Genomic DNA, 18,293 nt, shown 5'->3' on the forward strand with positions numbered 1-18,293 from the left:
CCGTGGCCAAGGCAAAAACCAACTTCGTCTGCACCGAGTGCGGCAACGTCGCCAACAAGTGGACCGGCCAGTGTTCGGCCTGCCAGCAGTGGAACACCATGGTGGAGAGCGTGGTCGAGCAGGGCGGCAACAACCGCTATTCGCAACCGCAACACCTGGCGCTGGCGCAGACGGCGCCGGTGCTGTCGCTGGCCGATATCGACGCCATCGACGTGCCGCGCTTCGGTACCGGCATCGAGGAATTCGACCGCGTGCTCGGCGGCGGCCTGGTCAGCGGCGGCGTGGTGCTGATCGGCGGCGACCCCGGCATCGGCAAATCGACCTTGCTGTTGCAGGCGCTGGCCAATGTCTCGCACATGAAGCGGGTGCTGTATGTCAGCGGCGAGGAATCGGGCGCGCAGATCGCACTGCGCGCCAAGCGCCTGATGATCGACGCCCGCGATTTGAAACTGCAGGCCGAGATTCAGCTGGAAAAAATCCTCGGCACCCTGGCCGACCTGAAGCCGGAAGTGGCGGTGATCGACTCGATCCAGACCGTGTATTCCGATGCGCTCAGCTCGGCGCCGGGCTCGGTGGCGCAGGTGCGCGAATGCGCGGCCCAGCTCACGCGCGCGGCCAAGCAGACCGGTGTGACCATTATCCTGGTCGGCCACGTCACCAAGGAAGGTGCGCTGGCCGGACCGCGCGTGCTCGAACACATCGTCGATACCGTGCTGTATTTCGAGGGTGACAACCACTCGAGCTTCCGCCTGGTGCGGGCGATCAAGAATCGCTTTGGCGCGGTGAACGAGCTTGGCGTATTTGCCATGACCGAAAAGGGCCTGAAGGGCGTTTCGAATCCGTCGGCATTGTTCTTGTCGCAACACGATAACCAGGTGCCGGGCTCGTGCGTGATGGTGACGCAGGAAGGCACGCGGCCGCTGCTGGTGGAAATCCAGGCGCTGGTCGACGCCAGCCATTTGCCCAACGCACGGCGTCTGTCGGTGGGCCTCGAGCAGAATCGCCTGGCCATGCTGCTGGCGGTGTTGCACCGCCATGCCGGCATTGCCGCGTTCGACCAGGACGTGTTCATCAACGCCGTGGGCGGCGTGAAAATCACCGAACCGGCGGCCGACCTGGCCGTGCTGCTGGCGATTAATTCGTCGATGCGCAACAAGCCGCTGCCGCGCGGCTTCGTGGTGTTTGGCGAGGTGGGGCTGGCCGGCGAAATCCGTCCCGCCCCGCGTGGCCAGGAGCGCCTGCGCGAAGCGGCCAAGCTCGGTTTCTCGATCGCCATGATCCCGAGCGCCAACGCGCCCAAGCAACCGATCGAAGGGATGACGATTATTGCGGTGGATCGCATCGACGACGCCTTCAACAAGCTGCGCGAAATCCAATAAAGCTGTATTGTTACGTGTTTGGTAGAGCAATAGTGCTCTTTACGTAATAAAAGGACAGGAAATTGTTAGTCGATCAACGCTCCGCCGCACGCAAAATCGTGCGCGCCAAGGCAGTCGTGGTAATGGATGGCCTGCCGCCACAGCCAGGTCGGACCATCGATATCAGCGGCACCGGTGTCTCGCTCACCTACGACCACAAGCTGGCGGTTGGCCACATGGGCCAAGTCACATTCGAGCTTTTCATGGACGGCAAGGGCCAACTGGTGAACAGCCGCTGCAAGGTCAACTACTGCATCTTCAGCGGCGACCAGTTCAAGATCGGCTTCACCTTCGTCAGCCCCGACCTGGCGACCATGGCGACTGTCAACAAGTTCCTGCGCTGATACTGTCTTATCCGCCGGAGTGCCGCGACGGTGGTCATTCTGCACGCATCGCTTTTTGATATTCCACGCCATCGACCGGAAGCGCCGGGTCTGGTTTTCGTACCGCTCGTAATTGCATCAATGCTGCACGTCTTGTACCCAGGCCATCGTTCTTCCCATGTTGGCGATTCAAATCAAGATTGACCGCTGGCGCGCGCAGTTCTAAGCTCGGCGCACGATCACTGCTGCGAGGAACCCCATGACTGCGCTCTCCCACCACCTGCTGGCCACCATCTGGTCGGCGCTGGAACTGCCGGCGCCGGCCACCGATGCTGTCAGCTTTACCGGCCACGGCAACTTGCCATCGTACTACGCGGTGACCGATCTGGCTGCCGCCGCGATCGGCGCAGCGGCATTGGCGGTGCGCGAGCTGGCCGCGCTGCGGGGCGCAAGCGAGGCGCCCGTCAGCGTGGACCGCCGCCTGGCCTCGCTGTGGTTCGGCTGGTCGCTGGCGCCGGTCGGCTGGGAGCGCCCGGCGTTGTGGGATGCGGTGGCTGGCGACTATGCCTGTCTCGACGGCTGGATACGGCTGCACACCAATGCGCCGCACCACCGCCGCGCTGCGCTCGACGTGCTCGGCTGCGCGCCCGACCGCCAGGCCGTCGAACAGGCGGTGGCGCAGTGGCAGGGGGCGGCGCTGGAAGCGGCAATGGTGGCCAATCGCGGCTGCGCCGCGCAGATGCGCTCGGCCGGCGACTGGCACGCGCATCCACAAGGACTGGCAGTCGCCAGCGAGCCACTGATCGCCTTCGACACGCGGCCATGCGGCGGGGCGGTCGCGTGGGCCGGCACGAGGACCGGTTCAAGGACCGGTGCGGAAGCGCGGCCGCTGGCTGGTGTAAAAGTGCTCGATTTGACGCGGGTGCTGGCCGGTCCCGTGGCCACGCGCTTTCTGGCCGGCTACGGCGCCGAGGTGCTGCGCATCGATGCGCCGGACTGGAACGAGCCGGGCGTGATTCCCGAAGTCACTCCGGGCAAGCGCTGCGCCCGGCTTGACCTGCACCACGCGCCCGATCGCGCCGTGTTCGAGCAACTGCTGGCCGAAGCGGACGTGCTGGTGCATGGCTACCGGCCCGAAGCACTGGCACGACTGGGCTATGATGAAAACTATCGCCGGCAAGCCAATCCCCGCTTGGTCGATGTGTGCCTCGACGCCTACGGCTGGAGCGGACCATGGACCGGTCGGCGTGGCTTCGACAGCCTGGTGCAGATGAGTTGCGGCATCGCCGCTCACGGCATGCAGGCCAGCGGCGCCGGCAAGCCGGTGCCGTTGCCGGTGCAGGCGCTCGATCATGCCACCGGCTATTTGATGGCCGCAGCCGTGGTGCGTGGCTTGATCACGCGGGTGACGCAGCAGCGCGCCACGCAGGCACGGCTGTCGCTGGCGCGCACGGCGGCCTTGCTGATGACCACCGAGGGCGAAATCGGTGGCGTCCAGCTGGCGCCGGTTGCGCCCGACGATTACGCACTGGCACTCGAGCACACCGCCTGGGGACCGGCGCGGCGCTTGCGTGCGCCGGTGGCCGTTGCCGGCATGGCGATGGCGTGGCCGCAGGGCGCCAGCGAACTCGGTTCGGCGCCGGCGCAATGGGCCGCGCCATAAAAAAAGCCGGCGCACCAGGGCGCCGGCCGTGACTACCGGATCACACCATCAGAAACGGTACTTGAGCGTGCCGCTCACGCTGCGCGGCGCCTGGAAATTGAGCTGGTTGAACGCTGCCGACATGCCGAAATGGCGCTTGTCGGTGAGGTTGTTGACGTTCAGCTGCGCCGACCAGTTCGGGTTGATCTCGTAGCGCGCCATCAGGTTCACCAGGGCGTACGAATCCTGCTGCAGGCGGTTGTTGGTGGTATTGCCTGCCGGCGCGCTCGAGGTGACCGTGTAGGTCTGGCCTTGCCAGTTGACGCCGCCACCCACCGTCAGGCCCGCCAGGGCGCCATCGAGTCGATAGGTGGTGAACACGCGGAACAGGTCGCGCGGGTAGTTGCTGTTGAACGGATCGCCGCTGGCGGTCTGGGCACTGTAGTGCGTGTAACCGGCGTTGGCGTTCCAGCCGCGCGCCAGTTCGCCCGAGACTTCGAGCTCGACACCCTTGCTGGTGGCGCCCCGTACCGCTTCGGAATACGTGTCGGCAGTACCGGGAATCACGCCCACTGCCTGCGCCAGGTTGTCCTGGCGAATCTTGAACAGCGCCAGCGAGGCGTTGACGCGGCCATCGAGGAACTCGCCTTTGACGCCGGCTTCGACATTCTTGCCGCGGATCGGGTCGAGCGTCACGCGGTTGATATCGACCGCATTTTGCGGCTGGAAGATTTCCGTGTAGCTGGTGTAGACCGAGTAATGCTTGCTGACGTCATAGATCAGGCCCGCGTATGGCGTGATTTCGTCGTCGAACTTGAGGCGGTACGGCGTGGCGCCGGCCAGGTTGCCGGTTTTTTCGTACTTGGTCACGCGGGCGCCGACGATCAGCTTGAGCGGATCGGCCAGCGAGAAGCGGCCCACGCCATACAGGCCGTCCTGGGTGGTTTCCGAACGCTGGTAGAACGTGCGCGCGCCCCAGGTCGGCGGCGCATAGGCGGACGGGTTCCAGTTGTTGAAGTCGGCAGGCGCCGGAGCGACGAACAGGCCCAGGCCGTAGTCGGCCCCGCGCGTATCGGAATTGAATTTTTGCTTGGCGTGCATGTAACCGAATGCCGCTTCGTGCTGGCGGCCGGCGAGGTCGAACGCGCCGCTCAGATGCAGGCCCGCGTCTTCCTGCTTGGTTTCGGTAATGTACCAGCCGGCCGAGGCGCCCATGCCGGTGCCGGTGGCGCGGTCCGGGTTGCCGTACAGGTAGAGCAACACCGAGTCCGACTTGCGCTTGCCGTTGGAATAGGTGGCGCGCACCTTCCAGCCGTTGTCGAACGTGTGTTCGAGGTTGGCGAAGGCGTTGTTGTACGAGGTGTCCCAGCGCGACCAGTCGACGCTCGAGGTTTTCGACTCGTCCCAGTTGGTGCGCGAACCATCGGCATACCAGTAGGGCAGGCCGCCCCACATCGGGTGATCGGTGTCGGTCTTCTGGCGGCTGTAGCCCACCGAGAGCAGCGTGCGCGGGGTCAGGTCCGCTTCGACGGTGCCGTAGAAGGTGCTGTTGTCCTTGCTCAGCTTGTCGGTGAAGCTGTCGGCTTTCTGGATTTCGCCGACCACGCGGGCGCGCACGTTGCCGGACTGGGTGAGCGGCGTGGACACATCGACCGTGCCACGGCGGTCGCTCCAGCTGCCGAGCGCCACTTCTGCGGTGCCGGTCAGCTGCTTGCTGGTGGCGCGCTTGCGCACCAGGTTGATGGCGGCCGATGGATTGCCGGCGCCGGTCATCAGGCCGGTGGCGCCGCGCACGATTTCCACGCGGTCGTACATGGCCAGGCTGCTGAGGATCTCGCCGCCGCTCCATTGCTGTTCCCAGGTGGTGGGAATGCCATCCATTTGCAGGTTGTCGATCTCGAAACCGCGCGAATTGAAGTCGGCGCGGTTGCTTTCGTACTGGTTGACCGCCACGCCGGTGGCGTTGTTGATCACGTCGGACACGGTTTGCAGGCCCTGGTCTTCGATCCGCTGCTGGGTGATCACGGTGACCGACTGCGGCGTCTGGCGCAGCGACAGGTCGAGCGGGGTGGCGGTGCGGGCATTGCGGACGGCGTACGTGTCAGAAGTGTCGTCCGACTTGATGCCGGAGACGGTTACCTGCGGCAGTACTGCATCCTTGCCGGTTTCCTCGGCCTGGGCCAGCAATGGTAAACATGGTAGAGCAAGCGCGACAGCGACCGCGAGACGATGGAGGTGAAGACCCGTGCGGGCGTGTGCTTGCTGATTCATGGTTATAAAAGGTTCCCGTTAGTAAAACAAAAATTGAAACTGCCAGACGAAAAGCGCAATGATAACGATTCGCATTACAAAGTCAATGACAGACTGGTAATTGTGCATTGAAAGTCAATGATCCATAAGGAAGAGAGCTGCCAACAGGTAACCGCAGTGTAATGAGGCAAAATTGCCGGTCTGTTCATCGCTTTGAAATACAGTTTCTGTAGCATACTGTTGGTATATATAACTGCCGACATCAGCCGAGACCCCGCTATGGCCATCAATCCGCTTACCAGTTCCGCCAGCAACGCCGCCGGCGCTGCCGCCTCCCCGATCAGCGCCGACGTCTACAAGCGCGTCGAACAGACCATGCTCTCGCAAAACAATGGCGCCACCAAGCTCAACGCCGCGCTCACCAGCAGCCAGACCAAGCTGTCGGGCCTGGGCCAGTTGCAAAGCGCGCTGTCGAATTTCCAGTCCATCGCTGCGGCGCTGACCGGCAGCGGCCTGTCCACCTCGGCCGCCAGTTCCGATAAAACCGTGGCCACGTCCACGTCCACCGGCGGCGCCAAGGCCGGTACGTACGCGATCAATGTGCAGCAACTGGCGCAGGGCCAGTTTCTGACCAGTGCCGAGTTCAGTTCGGCCACCGCCAAGGTCGGCACCGGCGCGCCCACCACCGTCAAGATCGACTTCGGCACTGCCGGCGACAAGGGTTTCACGACCAACGGCACGGCGACCAGCAAGACCATTTCGATCGACAGCAGCAACAACACGGTCGAGGGCATCGCGGCCGCGTTCAAGGCGGCCGGCGTGGACGTCAAGGTAGAGAAGGGCGACGACGGCAAGGTGTCGTTGTCGATCGCCGGCCAGAGCGGCGAAGCCAACAGCATGCGCATCAGCGTCAGCGGCGACGCCGCGCTGAAAAACCTGCTCGGCTACGATCCCGACGAAAAAGGCAAGCAGGGCTTCAAGCAAACCACGGCCGCCCAGGACGCCATCCTGACGGTCGATGGCAAAGAGATCAAGAGCGCCAGCAATACGCTGGACAAGAACAAGGGCATCGAGGGTGCCGCGCTCACGCTCACCGGCAAGGGCAAGGCCGCCATCACCATCAGCCAGGACGCCAGCAAGATCGGCGATAACCTGAAAACCTTCGTGGCCGCCTACAACGACCTCAACGCCAAGCTGAAAACCCTGTCCAGTGGCGCCCTCAAGGGCGATACCGCGATCGGCCAGGTCACCATGCAGATGGACCTGCTGCTCAAGACCGGGGGCGGCAACGTCTCGACGTCGGCGCTGGCGGCCGCTGGCGTGAGCCAGGGCAAGGACGGCAACCTGGTAATCGACGACAAGAAGATGCAGGCGGCGATTACGGCCGACTCGTCGCAGGTGGCCAAGCTGTTTACCAACGACGGCAAGGGCCTGGCCGACCTGATGGGCGCCAAGGCCAAGTCGTTTACCGATAAAAGCAGCGTGATCAGCCGCGAGACCACCCAGGCCAACCGCGAACTCGACGCCACCAACACCAAGCGCGCTGCGCTGACCAAGGCGCTCACGGCCCAGGCCACCGCGCTGGCGGCGCTGTACTCGGCGCAGTCGCAGACCGGCACCGGCGGCGGCATGTTCGGCACCGGCGGCGCCGGGTCCACCGGCACGCTGTTCGATATGCTTGGCTGAAGGCGGGCCTGAAATCCAAACGAACCGCTTGCGCGCAAGCGTCCGATGCCCGATCATCACGGCTTGTGTATGAATCCCACTCGGAGGTGTTATGGCAGGAAAGTTCGTTGGCGTGCTGGCGGTGGCAGGTTGGATGGTGACTGGCCTGGCGCAAGCCCAGGCGCAAGAGGAAAAAGTCCTCAACATCTATAACTGGTCCGACTATATCGCGGAAGACACGGTCAAGAATTTCGAGAAAGAGACCGGCATCAAGGTGCGCTATGATGTTTTCGATAACAACGAAATCCTGAACTCCAAGCTCGTCGCCGGCAAATCGGGCTACGACGTCGTGGTGCCCACCGCCCAGTGGGCGCGCCTGCAAATCGAAGGCAAGCTGCTGCGCAAGCTCGACAAATCGAAGCTGCCCAACCTGAAAAACCTCGACCCGGCGATCCAGGCCAAACTGGCCAGCATCGACCCGAACAACGAATACCTGGTGGACTGGCTGTGGGGTTACACCACGGTCGGCATCAACGTCAACAAAGTGAAGGCCGCGCTGGGCGGCATGCCGATGCCGGCCAATGCCTGGGACCTGGTGTTCGATCCCAAGTATGCCGCCAAGGTCAAGTCGTGCGGCGTGTCGTTCCTCGATTCGCCGTCCGAAGTGCTGCCGGCCGCGCTGATGTACTTGGGCAAACCGGCGTACTCGAAGAGCGCCGCCGACTACGCGGAAGCGGGCAAGCTGCTGCAAACCATTCGTCCCAACGTCACCTTGTTCAGCTCGTCGGGTTACATCAACGACATGGCCAATGGCGCGGTATGCGTGGCGCTGGGCTGGTCCGGCGACATCAACATCGCCCGTCAACGCGCGCTGGACGCCAAGAACGGTAACGTGATCGAAGTGCTGGTGCCGAAAACCCCGGCCGCGCTGGTGTTCGACACCATGGCCATCCCGGCCGACGCCCCGCACCCGAACAACGCCCACCTGTGGATCAACTACATCATGCGCCCCGAAGTGCATGCCAGCCTGACCAACAAGGTGTTCTACGCCAATCCGAATACGGCCAGCATGAAGTTCGTGCGCAAGGATATCGCCGGCAACAAGACCATCTTCCTGTCCGATGCCGACAAGCAGCGCATGGCGGCGCCGGAAGCGGTGCCAGCAGATATCCGCCGCGTGATTACGCGCACGTACACCAAGTTCAAGACCGGTCGCTAGATCCAGTCCGCATCGGCGGACCGCCACGTAGGCGGGAATCCAATTTTTGCGCGCCGGGTTGGCTCAAGCCAAGGTCAACCTTGTTCGACGACACTGGATTCCCGCCTGCGCGGGAATGACGAATCTGCCGCTACTGGACCTACTTGACCAGGTCCGCGCTCATCACCGCCTTCAAATACACACTGCCCGGATCCCCCGGCTCGCGCTGCGAAAACCACCACGCGCTGGCCTTGCGGATATCCCAGTCCAGGTCTTCGCCTGCCAGCAGCAGCGCTGCCACCATGCCCAGCGTGGGTTGATGGCCCACCACCAGCACCGAATCCTTGTTGCCCGGCCAGTTGACCGCTTTCAGGATGTCGGCCGGGTCGGCGCCGGGCGCCAGGTCGGTGTGGAGCTTGAACTTGCGGCCCAGCGCTTCCACCGTCTGCAGCGTGCGCACGGCCGGGCTGGCCAGGATGCGGCAGCTGTCCGGTAGTTGCGAGTCGAGCCACTGGCCCATGCGGCGCGCCTGCTTGACGCCCTTGCCGGTCAGCGCGCGTTCCAGATCGGACATGCCGGGTGCCGGGTCTTCGGCCTCCGCATGACGCCACAAAATCAGATCCATGTGTTTCTCCTATGGTTACTCGAGATGGCTGCCAGGCGTCCCAAGCGAGTCCATCAAATACTGTTGCGCTGAAAAGCCGCCTTGCTTGCCGCGCGGTTTGCGGCGCTGGTAGTGGCCATCCGGTTCCAGTTCCCAGGCATTGCGGTTGTCCTTCAGATACGGGTTCAATCCTTCCGACATCACGCGCCGCTTGAGCGACTTGTCCAGAATCGGGAAGGCCACCTCGATGCGGCGGAACAGGTTGCGGCTCATCCAGTCCGCGCTCGACAGCATGACGTCGTGCGCCAGGTCGTTGCGGAAATAATAGATGCGGCTGTGTTCGAGGAAGCGGCCGATGATCGAGCGCACCTTGATGTTTTCCGACAGTCCCGGCACGCCCGGCTTGAGGGTACAGGCGCCGCGCACGATCAGGTCGATCTTGACGCCGTCCTTGGACGCCGCGTACAGCGCGCGGATCACCGATTCGTCCACCAGCGCGTTCATCTTAACAATAATCCGCCCCGGCCGCCCGGCCCGTGCAATGCGCGCTTCGTTGCGGATCGCCTTGATGATCTCGTTTTGCAGGGCGAACGGCGCCAGCCATAAATGGTTGAGGCGGTGCGGCTTGGTCAGGCTGGTCAGGTGGATGAACACCTCGTTCACTTCCTGGCTGATGCCGGGGTGACAGGTCAGCAAGCCGAAGTCGGTATAGAACTTGGTGGTGGTGGGGTGGTAGTTGCCGGTGCCCAGGTGAGCGTAATACTTCAGTTTGCCTTCTTCGCGACGGATCACCAGCGCCACCTTGGCGTGGGTTTTCAGGCCCACCACGCCATACACGACCTGGGCGCCGGCCTGCTCGAGCTTGTCTGCCCAGTTGATATTGGCTTCTTCGTCGAAGCGCGCCTTCAGCTCGACGATCACGGTCACTTCCTTGCCGGCGCGCGCGGCCGTGATCAGGGCTTCCATCAGATCGGAATTCATGCCGGTGCGGTAAATCGTCTGCTTGATCGCCACCACGGCAGGGTCGTGCGCTGCGCTGCGAATAAAGTCGATCACGGTCTGGAACGACTGGAACGGGTGGTGCAGCAAGATGTCATGTGCGCGCAGGGCGGCGAAGATGTCGGCGCTGCCCGGCTTTTGCGCATTGCCGGGGAAGAAAGGCGTGAAGCGCAGCGACGGATCTTCCACGTGATCCATGATCTCGGTGAGCCGCACCAGGTTGACCGGGCCGTTCACCGCATACAGCCGGCTTTGCTGCAGGCCGAACTGGTCGAGCAGGAATTGCGACAGTTCGGGCGGGCAGTTGATCGCCACTTCCAGCCGCACCGACGTGCCGAACTGGCGGCCCTGCAACTCGCCTTTGAGCGCCTGGCGCAGGTTTTTCACTTCATCCTCGTCCACCCACAGGTCGCTGTCGCGGGTCACGCGGAACTGTGAATAGGCGATCACTTCGCGCCCGGCGAACAAATCCGAGATATGTGCGTGGATCACCGACGAGAGCAGGCAGAACGAAATGCCGCCACGGTCGGACAGGTCGTCGGGCAGTCGGATCACGCGCGGCAGCACCCGTGGCGCTTTCAGAATCGCAATCGCCGTGCCGCGCCCGAAGGCATCCTTGCCCGACAGCGAGACGATGAAATTGAGGCTCTTGTTAACCACCTGCGGGAACGGGTGGGCCGGATCGAGGCCGATCGGGGTCAGCAGCGGACGCACCTCGGTATCGAAATATTCCTTGACCCACGCGCGTTCGGCGTCGGTGCGCTCGTTGTGGCGGACCAGGTGCACGCCGCTGGCGGCGAGCTGGGGCAGTACTTCCTGGTTGAGAATATTGTATTGGTCAGTGACCAGCGCGTGGCATTCGTTGCTGATGCGGGAGAGGGTGGCAAGCAGGGCGGGGTGGGTGGCCAGCACGCCGTCGGTGCCGGCGGCAGCCAGCAGGCTGGCGACGCGTACTTCAAAGAATTCATCGAGGTTGCTGCTGGCAATGCATAAGTAGCGCAAGCGCTCGAGCAAGGGAATGCTTTTGTCTTCGGCTTGCGCCAGCACCCGGCGGTTGAACATCAGTTGCGACAGCTCGCGGTCGAGGAACGCGGAATTCTTGCCGACTTCGGCATGCACATCAGGCTTCATGTCTCTTTGGTCACTTTGCAGTTAAGGTCATTCTATTCTGTAATCCAACAGAGTAATGATGCAACAGTGTAAAGACCAATTATGACAAGTTTGTGACAAACTGGGAAACCCGGCTGTCATAAAGCCGAAATTTGGCTCGTCATATATGACATGCAGCTGTCACAATCGCGGTATTGCTTCATGACAGACACCTGTTTTCATAGGGCAGAGGGGCCTGACGCGGTAAAAAACTTCTTTTTGGACATTTTTTCACCATGTCATAAACCTGTCATATTGGCCGGTTAGACTTCGCAGCATCCTAACCTGTCATAACAAAGGACTTTGAAATGCGAATGAAACAACTGATCTCTTCCCTGGTAGTCGGTGCCTGCGCCATGATGGCTCTCTCGTCCGCTGCCACCGCTGCCGATATGACCGGCGCCGGCGCTACCTTCCCGTACCCAATCTATGCAAAATGGGCTGAGACCTACAAAGCTTCCACCGGCAATGGCCTGAACTACCAGTCCGTCGGTTCGGGCGCCGGCATCAAGCAAATCAAAGCCAAGACCGTCGATTTCGGCGCCTCCGATGCCCCAATGAAGGCAGAAGACCTGGACGCCGAAGGGCTGATGCAGTTCCCGGCCATCATGGGCGGCGTGGTGACCGTAGTCAACGTGCCAGGCCTGACACCGGGTCAACTGAAACTGACCGGCCCGATCGTGGCCGACATCTACCTGGGCAAGATCACCAAGTGGAACGATGCCGGCATCGCCGCCATCAACCCGGGCGTCAAGCTGCCAGCCGAAGACATCACCGTGGTGCACCGCGCCGACGGTTCGGGCACCTCGTTCCTGTTCACCGACTACCTGTCGAAAACCAGCCCTGACTTCAAATCGAAGATCGGCGCCGGCACCGCAGTGAAGTGGATCGTGGGCGTGGGCGGCAAGGGTAACGAAGGCGTTGCCGCCAACGTGCAGCGTATCAAGGGTTCGATCGGTTACGTCGAGTGGGCGTACGCCAAGAAGAACAAGATGCAGCACACCCAGCTGAAAAACAAGGACGGCAACTTCATGCAGCCTGACGACGAGTTCTTCAAGGCCGCTGCTGCCAACGCCGAGTGGACCAAGACCCCGGGCTTCGGCGTGGTGCTGACCGACCAGGCGGGTAAAAACTCGTGGCCGATCACCGGCGTGTCGTTCATCCTGATGCACAAAGTGCAGCCGGACGCCAACAAGGGCAAGGAAGTCGTCAAGTTCTTCGACTGGGCCTTCAAGAACGGCGGCAAGTCGGCTGTCGAACTGGACTACGTACCACTGCCTGACTCGGTTGTGAAACTGGTGCAGGAATCGTGGAAAGCCAACCTGAAAGACGCTTCGGGCAAGGCACTGTACTAAGACCCTGATTCCCTTCACCGCCGCATCATCGGGCGGTGAGGGGGTTAGCCTGCGATGCCCATGTGGACATCGCAGGCTAGCTTACCTTCCCGAGATAACAATATGAGCGCTGACATCACTTCCACGCCAATTCCAAAACCGGAGCCGGCCTCGCAGTTTTCTACCGCGCAGGCCACCGCCGCTGACCAAGCCGCCATGCAATCGATGATGCGGACCATGCGCAAGCAGCGCATCCAGGATTTCATCTTCCACAAGACCACCATGCTGTTCGCCCTGTCGGTGCTGCTGGTGCTGCTCGGCATTATCATTTCGCTCATGGTCGGCGCCTGGCCTGCCTTCAAGGAGTTCGGCCCCGGCTTCATCACCCGCGTGGAGTGGGACCCGGTCAACGACCAGTACGGCGCCATGATCGCCATCGTCGGCACCCTGGCCACCTCCGGCATCGCCCTGCTGATCGCGTTCCCGATCAGTTTTGGCATTGCGCTGTTCCTCACCGAAATTTGCCCCGCCTCGCTGCGCCGCCCGCTCGGTACCGCGGTCGAACTGCTGGCTGGCGTGCCGTCGATCATCTACGGCATGTGGGGCCTGTTCGTGTTCGCGCCGCTGTTCGGCGACTACGTGCAGCCGTTCCTGAAAAGCACCCTGGGCGTGCTGCCGATCATCGGACCCTTCTTCAGCGGCCCGACCATGGGCATCGGCATCCTGACCGCAGCCCTGATCCTGGCCGTGATGATCATCCCGTTCATCTCGTCGGTGATGCGCGACGTGTTCGAGATCGTGCCGGCGGTACTGAAAGAATCGGCTTACGGCCTTGGCTGCACCCGCTGGGAAGTGGTGCGCAAGATCGTGCTGCCATATACCAAGACCGGCGTGGTCGGCGGCGTGATGCTGGGCCTGGGCCGCGCCCTGGGCGAGACCATGGCGGTAACGTTTGTGATCGGTAACGCCAACAAGCTGTCGTTCTCGCTGTTCGCTGCCGGTAACTCGATTGCCTCCACCCTGGCCAACGAATTCGCCGAATCGGACACCGTGCTGCACACGTCCTCGCTGTTTGCGCTGGCACTGATCCTGTTTGTCATCACCTTTATCGTCCTGTCCGCCGCCAAACTGATGTTGGTTGGCATGTCCCGCAAGGAAGGCCTCAAATGAACCAAGCCGCCATCAACCCGCAGGAACCGATCGTTCCGATGAACAAGGTGTACCGCAAGCGCCTGTTCCGTCACCGCATGGGTATCGCCATGTCGGTGCTGGCGATGTCGCTGGGCCTGGCCGTGCTGGCCTGGATCCTGATCACGCTGATCATCAACGGCTTCTCGGCCCTGTCGGTCAACATGTTCACCGAGAGCACCCCGGCGCCGGGAAGCGAAGGCGGCGGTCTGGCCAACGCCATCTTCGGCAGCTTCATGATCGTCGGCCTGTCCACGCTGGTGAGCACGCCGATCGGCATCCTGGCCGGCATGTACCTGGCCGAGTACGGCAACGAGAACAAGCTGGCCGCTGTCACCCGCTTTGTGACCGACATCATGCTGTCGGCGCCGTCGATCGTGATCGGCATGTTCGTGTGGGCCGCTTACGTGGCCACCACCAACCATTACTCCGGTTATGCCGGTTCGATCGCGCTGGCACTGATCGCCGTGCCGGTCGTGGTGCGCACCACCGACAACATGCTGCGCCTGGTACCGAGCAGCCTGCTGGAAGCGGCGTTTGCCCTCGGCGCGCCGCGCTGGAAGGTGGCGATGACGGTGCGCCTGCGCGCCGTGAAAGCCGGCGTGATCACCGGTGTGCTGCTGGCCGTGGCCCGCATCTCGGGTGAGACCGCGCCGCTGCTGTTCACCGCCCTGAACAACCAGTTCTTCAGCAAGGACATGAATGGCCCGATGGCCAACCTGCCGGTGGTGATTTACGGCTTCGCCATGAGCCCGTACGACAACTGGCGCGAACTGGCCTGGGGCGGCGCACTGCTGGTCACCTTCAGTGTGCTGGCGCTCAACATCGTCTCGCGCACCATGTTCAGCCAAAAAATCCCGAATTAAGATTATCAGACACTTATAAAGCGATCGATAAAAAATGAATACGCAACTGAGCCCAGAAATGACCTCCGCGCCAGCAGGCGCCGGCAAGCGCACGACCATCGCGATTTCGAACCTGAATTTTTTCTACGGCAAGACCCAGAGCCTGACCAACGTCAACCTGAACATCCATGAGCGCCAGGTGACGGCTTTCATCGGCCCGTCCGGCTGCGGCAAGTCGACCCTGCTGCGCACGCTTAACCGCATGTACGACCTGTATCCTGGCCAGCGCGCCGAAGGTTCGATCATGTACCGTGGCCGTAACATCCTCGAGGCCGGCCAGGATTTGAACATGTTGCGCGCCAAAATCGGCATGGTGTTCCAGAAGCCGACGCCGTTCCCGATGTCGATCTACGACAACATCGCGTTCGGCGTGCGCCTGTACGAAGACCTGTCGAAAGGCGAGATGGACGAGCGCGTGGAATGGGCGCTGAAAAAAGCCGCCCTGTGGGGCGAAGTGAAAGACAAGCTGACCAAGAGCGGCCTGTCGCTGTCGGGCGGCCAGCAACAGCGCCTGTGCATCGCGCGCGGCGTGGCGGTGAAACCGGACGTGCTGCTGCTCGACGAGCCAACCTCGGCGCTGGACCCGATCTCGACCTCGAAAGTGGAAGAACTGATCAGCGAGCTGAAGCAGGACTACACGATCGCCATCGTGACCCACAATATGCAGCAGGCGGCGCGTTGCTCTGACTACACCGCCTACATGTATCTGGGCGAGCTGGTGGAGTTCGGCGAGACCGACCAGATCTTCATGAATCCTGCCCGCAAGGAAACCCAGGATTACATCACCGGCCGCTTCGGCTGATCGAACTTATAATACGACAATACGGAGAATCGGCATGATCGGTGAACACTCATCCAAACAATACGATAACGAACTCGAAGCAATCCGCTCGAAGGTGCTCTTGATGGGCGGCATCGTCGAGACCCAGTTCCTCGACGCCATGACGTGCTTTCGCATCGGCAACCCGGAACGCGCCGACCGCGTGATGCGCGAAGACGACACCGTCAACCAGCTCGAAGTGTCGCTCGACGACGCCTGCAGCCACCTGATCGTGCGCCGCCAGCCGGCCGCCAACGACCTGCGCACCATCATGGCCACCATCAAGGTGATTACCGACCTCGAGCGCATCGGCGACGAAGCGACCAAGATCGCCCGCACCGCCAAGGCGCTGCACTCGCGCGGCACCGCCACCGTCAATCACTACGAAATGGTGCGCAACATCGCCAACAACACCAGCGACATGCTGCACGATGCGCTCGACGCCTTTGCACGCAACGACGGTGTCCAGGCCCTGAAACTGATCGCCCAGGATGCCGTGATCGACCACGAATTCCGCTCGATCATGCGCAACCTGATCACGTTCATGATGGAAGATCCGCGCACGATTTCGGCCGCGCTCGACACGCTATGGGTGGCCAAGGCCATCGAGCGCATCGGCGACCATGCCAAGAACATCGCCGAGTACGTGATCTACGTGGTTGAAGGCAAGGACATCCGTCACACCAAGACCGCGCCTGTCATCGAAGACAACATCGAACCTGCACAGTAAAGAAATACGAAGATATGGCATCCGATAAAACCACCGTACTGATCGTGGAAGATGAACCGGCGATTGTCGAGTTGGTGACTTTTTCGCTGCGTGAGGCAGGCTGGAACTGCTGCGCGGTGCAAAGCGTGGGCGAGGCGTGGGAGTTCATCCAGACCCGCACGCCGCAGCTGATTTTGCTCGACTGGATGTTGCCGGATCAAACCGGCTTGCGCCTCTTGGCGCGCATCCGTTCCGACCGCAATTTCCAGGAAATTCCGGTCATCATGCTCACTGCAAAGAGCATGGAAGAGGACAAGCTGGCAGGCCTGAACACCGGCGCCGACGACTACGTCACCAAGCCGTTCTCGCCGCGCGAACTGCTGGCCCGCGCCCGTGCGCTGCTGCGCCGCAAGAGCCCGGAGCACGCGCAATCGACCATGCGGGCGGCCAATATCGCGCTCGACCCGGTCAGCTGCACGGTGTCGATGGACGACCAGAAGATCGACATCGGCCACGCCGAGTACAAGCTGCTCAAATTCCTGCTGGCCCACCCGGAGCGCGTGTTTTCGCGCAGCCAGTTGCTCGACAAGGTGTGGGGCGACCACGTGGTGATCGAGGAGCGTACGGTGGATGTGCACGTGCTGCGCCTGCGCAAAGCGTTGAAAGAAGCCGAGCACCTGATCAAGACCGTGCGCAGCGTTGGTTATATGTTGTCGGAGAAAACCTAGTCTCATGAATCCAAAATTGCTGTTCTGGGTACCCGCCGCCTTGCGCACTGCGCTCGTCGCGGCGGGCTGCGCGTTGCTGGGCTGGATGTTCGGCTGGATGACCGGCGTCGTGGTCGCGTTGCTGGCAACGATGGTGATGGTGTTCGTGCAACTGTCCTACCTTTACCAGCTCAGCAACTGGATGGACGACCCGCAAAGCGCCAAGCTGCCCGATGGCTGGGGCGCCTGGACCAATATCTTCTCGCGCCTGTACCGCATGCGCCGCGACGACGAAAAAAACCAGGCCGAGCTGACCGAGTGGCTGGCGCGCTTCCGCCAGGCCATGCACCTGCTGCCCGATGGCGTGGTGATCATGGACGACGTGCTGTTCCTCGAGTGGTGCAACCCGGCTGCCGAGAAGCACCTGGGCCTCACGCACGAGCGCGACAAGGGCATGCGCGTGACCAACCTGGTGCGCAACCCGGACTTCATGGATTACATCATCCTGGGCCGCTACGAGCAGCCGCTGACGATCAGCTTCCGCGAGCGCAAGCTGATCGTGCACATCATTCCGTTCGAGAACCGGCGCCAGATCCTGGTCACGCACGACGCCACCGAGACCGAGCGCATCGAAGAGATGCGGCGCGACTTCATCGCCAACGCGTCGCACGAGCTGCGCACGCCGTTGACGGTGATCGTCGGCTTTCTGGAAATTGCCGCCTCCGAGGGCCTGGACGCGGCCACCCGCAACTCCCATTTGAAACTGATGACCGAGCAGGGCCACCGCATGCAGCACCTGATCGAGGACATGCTGACCTTGTCGCGGCTCGAATCGGTCGATTACCCGATGCGGCCCGAGACGGTCGATATCGGCCGCCTGATGGAGCAGGTGGCCAGCGACGCCCGCGCCTTATCGGCCGGCAAGCACGAGATCACCCTGCAGATCGACGGCCCGGACATCGTGGGCAGCTACGACGAATTGCACAGCGCCTTCGGCAACCTGGCGTCGAACGCGGTGCGCTACACGCCGGCTGGCGGCAAGATCGCGCTGGTGTGGCGCGAGTTCGAGGCGGGCATCAAATTCAAGGTGGAAGATACCGGCATCGGCATCAGCCCGGAGCACATCTCGCGCCTGACCGAGCGTTTCTACCGGGTGGACAAGAGCCGCTCGCGCGAAACCCAGGGCACCGGCCTGGGCCTGGCCATCGTCAAGCACGTGCTGCTGCGCCATGGCGGCACATTGCAGATCAAGTCGGAAGCAGGCAAGGGCAGTACCTTTATCGTCTGCCTGCCCAAGAGCGCGATCGTGCCGAAGCAGGCTGAATTGCTGCTCGGGCAGGCCTGACCCCGCACCCCCAACGCAGCGGGGTCGGACCCCGTAC

15 protein-coding genes are annotated in these 18,293 nt (G+C 62.4%); 12 read left to right on the top strand and 3 right to left on the bottom strand.

Annotated features, from left to right (window positions below; genetic code table 11):
* Nucleotides 1-2 precede the first annotated feature (2 nt).
* The 3 genes from radA (at nt 3) to J2X54_RS17460 (ending at nt 3,404) form a co-directional block, all read left to right on the top strand.
* Complete coding sequence (gene radA, locus J2X54_RS17450; protein ID WP_070251765.1) at nt 3-1,379, top strand: DNA repair protein RadA; 1,377 nt, start codon at nt 3-5, stop codon at nt 1,377-1,379.
* A 62-nt stretch (nt 1,380-1,441) separates the two neighbouring features.
* Nucleotides 1,442-1,762, top strand: a complete 321-nt coding sequence (locus J2X54_RS17455; protein ID WP_310182294.1) for a PilZ domain-containing protein — start codon at nt 1,442-1,444, stop codon at nt 1,760-1,762.
* A gap of 238 nt (nt 1,763-2,000) precedes the next feature.
* Nucleotides 2,001-3,404: a CoA transferase gene (locus J2X54_RS17460; protein ID WP_310182295.1), complete on the top strand. Its 1,404-nt coding sequence runs from the start codon at nt 2,001-2,003 to the stop codon at nt 3,402-3,404.
* 48 nt (nt 3,405-3,452) lie between these two features.
* Here J2X54_RS17460 and J2X54_RS17465 read toward each other — a convergent pair whose 3' ends face one another.
* Nucleotides 3,453-5,570 carry a TonB-dependent siderophore receptor gene (locus J2X54_RS17465; protein WP_310182296.1) on the bottom strand — a complete coding sequence of 706 codons (2,118 nt, stop codon included), beginning with the start codon at nt 5,568-5,570 and terminating at the stop codon, nt 3,453-3,455.
* 342 nt (nt 5,571-5,912) lie between these two features.
* On the opposite strand from J2X54_RS17465, the gene fliD reads away from it, so the two are divergent.
* Together fliD and J2X54_RS17475 are read left to right on the top strand one after the other, a co-directional pair.
* Entirely contained in the window at nt 5,913-7,319 is a 1,407-nt protein-coding gene (gene fliD, locus J2X54_RS17470; protein ID WP_310182297.1) for a flagellar filament capping protein FliD, read from the top strand.
* A gap of 91 nt (nt 7,320-7,410) precedes the next feature.
* Nucleotides 7,411-8,517 (top strand): polyamine ABC transporter substrate-binding protein, encoded by a 1,107-nt coding sequence (locus tag J2X54_RS17475; protein ID WP_070251769.1) that lies wholly within the window; start codon nt 7,411-7,413, stop codon nt 8,515-8,517.
* A 139-nt stretch (nt 8,518-8,656) separates the two neighbouring features.
* Here the strand turns inward: J2X54_RS17475 and sixA are convergent, their stop codons facing one another.
* The gene (gene sixA, locus J2X54_RS17480; RefSeq protein ID WP_310182299.1) at nt 8,657-9,121 is read right to left on the bottom strand and encodes a phosphohistidine phosphatase SixA; all 465 of its coding nucleotides are present in this window, start codon (nt 9,119-9,121) and stop codon (nt 8,657-8,659) included.
* A gap of 15 nt (nt 9,122-9,136) precedes the next feature.
* Entirely contained in the window at nt 9,137-11,230 is a 2,094-nt protein-coding gene (ppk1, locus tag J2X54_RS17485) for a polyphosphate kinase 1 (protein ID WP_310182301.1), read from the bottom strand.
* A gap of 326 nt (nt 11,231-11,556) precedes the next feature.
* On the opposite strand from ppk1, the gene pstS reads away from it, so the two are divergent.
* From pstS to phoR, 7 genes are all read left to right on the top strand, one after another.
* Nucleotides 11,557-12,603 carry a phosphate ABC transporter substrate-binding protein PstS gene (pstS, locus tag J2X54_RS17490; RefSeq protein WP_310182302.1) on the top strand — a complete coding sequence of 349 codons (1,047 nt, stop codon included), beginning with the start codon at nt 11,557-11,559 and terminating at the stop codon, nt 12,601-12,603.
* 195 nt (nt 12,604-12,798) lie between these two features.
* Nucleotides 12,799-13,752 carry a phosphate ABC transporter permease subunit PstC gene (pstC, locus tag J2X54_RS17495; RefSeq protein ID WP_070251832.1) on the top strand — a complete coding sequence of 318 codons (954 nt, stop codon included), beginning with the start codon at nt 12,799-12,801 and terminating at the stop codon, nt 13,750-13,752.
* A complete protein-coding gene (gene pstA / locus J2X54_RS17500; protein WP_310182304.1) occupies nt 13,749-14,636 on the top strand; it encodes a phosphate ABC transporter permease PstA in 888 nt (295 codons plus the stop codon). Before pstC ends, pstA begins: the two co-directional genes overlap by 4 nt.
* A gap of 34 nt (nt 14,637-14,670) precedes the next feature.
* The gene (gene pstB, locus J2X54_RS17505) at nt 14,671-15,477 is read left to right on the top strand and encodes a phosphate ABC transporter ATP-binding protein PstB (protein ID WP_310182305.1); all 807 of its coding nucleotides are present in this window, start codon (nt 14,671-14,673) and stop codon (nt 15,475-15,477) included.
* Nucleotides 15,478-15,511: 34 nt separating this feature from the next.
* Nucleotides 15,512-16,225: a phosphate signaling complex protein PhoU gene (phoU, locus tag J2X54_RS17510; protein WP_070251775.1), complete on the top strand. Its 714-nt coding sequence runs from the start codon at nt 15,512-15,514 to the stop codon at nt 16,223-16,225.
* 14 nt (nt 16,226-16,239) lie between these two features.
* A complete protein-coding gene (phoB, locus tag J2X54_RS17515) occupies nt 16,240-16,932 on the top strand; it encodes a phosphate regulon transcriptional regulator PhoB (protein ID WP_019922128.1) in 693 nt (230 codons plus the stop codon).
* Between the two features lie 4 nt (nt 16,933-16,936).
* Complete coding sequence (gene phoR / locus J2X54_RS17520) at nt 16,937-18,256, top strand: phosphate regulon sensor histidine kinase PhoR (RefSeq protein WP_310182306.1); 1,320 nt, start codon at nt 16,937-16,939, stop codon at nt 18,254-18,256.
* Nucleotides 18,257-18,293 lie beyond the last annotated feature (37 nt).

The sequence above is a fragment of the Duganella sp. 3397 genome (genome assembly GCF_031456625.1).
In the GTDB taxonomy this organism is placed as follows: Bacteria; Pseudomonadota; Gammaproteobacteria; order Burkholderiales; family Burkholderiaceae_D; genus Rugamonas; species Rugamonas phyllosphaerae.

Bases quoted from the DNA above. Each gene is read 5' to 3' on its own strand.
- J2X54_RS17460 (WP_310182295.1), top strand. From the start codon at position 2,001: ATGACTGCGCTCTCCCACCACCTGCTGGCCACCATCTGGTCGGCGCTG.
- fliD (WP_310182297.1), top strand. From the start codon at position 5,913: ATGGCCATCAATCCGCTTACCAGTTCCGCCAGCAACGCCGCCGGCGCT.
- J2X54_RS17475 (WP_070251769.1), top strand. From the start codon at position 7,411: ATGGCAGGAAAGTTCGTTGGCGTGCTGGCGGTGGCAGGTTGGATGGTG.
- sixA (WP_310182299.1), bottom strand. From the start codon at position 9,121: ATGGATCTGATTTTGTGGCGTCATGCGGAGGCCGAAGACCCGGCACCC.
- ppk1 (WP_310182301.1), bottom strand. From the start codon at position 11,230: ATGAAGCCTGATGTGCATGCCGAAGTCGGCAAGAATTCCGCGTTCCTC.
- pstS (WP_310182302.1), top strand. From the start codon at position 11,557: ATGCGAATGAAACAACTGATCTCTTCCCTGGTAGTCGGTGCCTGCGCC.
- pstC (WP_070251832.1), top strand. From the start codon at position 12,799: ATGCAATCGATGATGCGGACCATGCGCAAGCAGCGCATCCAGGATTTC.
- pstA (WP_310182304.1), top strand. From the start codon at position 13,749: ATGAACCAAGCCGCCATCAACCCGCAGGAACCGATCGTTCCGATGAAC.
- pstB (WP_310182305.1), top strand. From the start codon at position 14,671: ATGAATACGCAACTGAGCCCAGAAATGACCTCCGCGCCAGCAGGCGCC.
- phoU (WP_070251775.1), top strand. From the start codon at position 15,512: ATGATCGGTGAACACTCATCCAAACAATACGATAACGAACTCGAAGCA.
- phoB (WP_019922128.1), top strand. From the start codon at position 16,240: ATGGCATCCGATAAAACCACCGTACTGATCGTGGAAGATGAACCGGCG.
- phoR (WP_310182306.1), top strand. From the start codon at position 16,937: ATGAATCCAAAATTGCTGTTCTGGGTACCCGCCGCCTTGCGCACTGCG.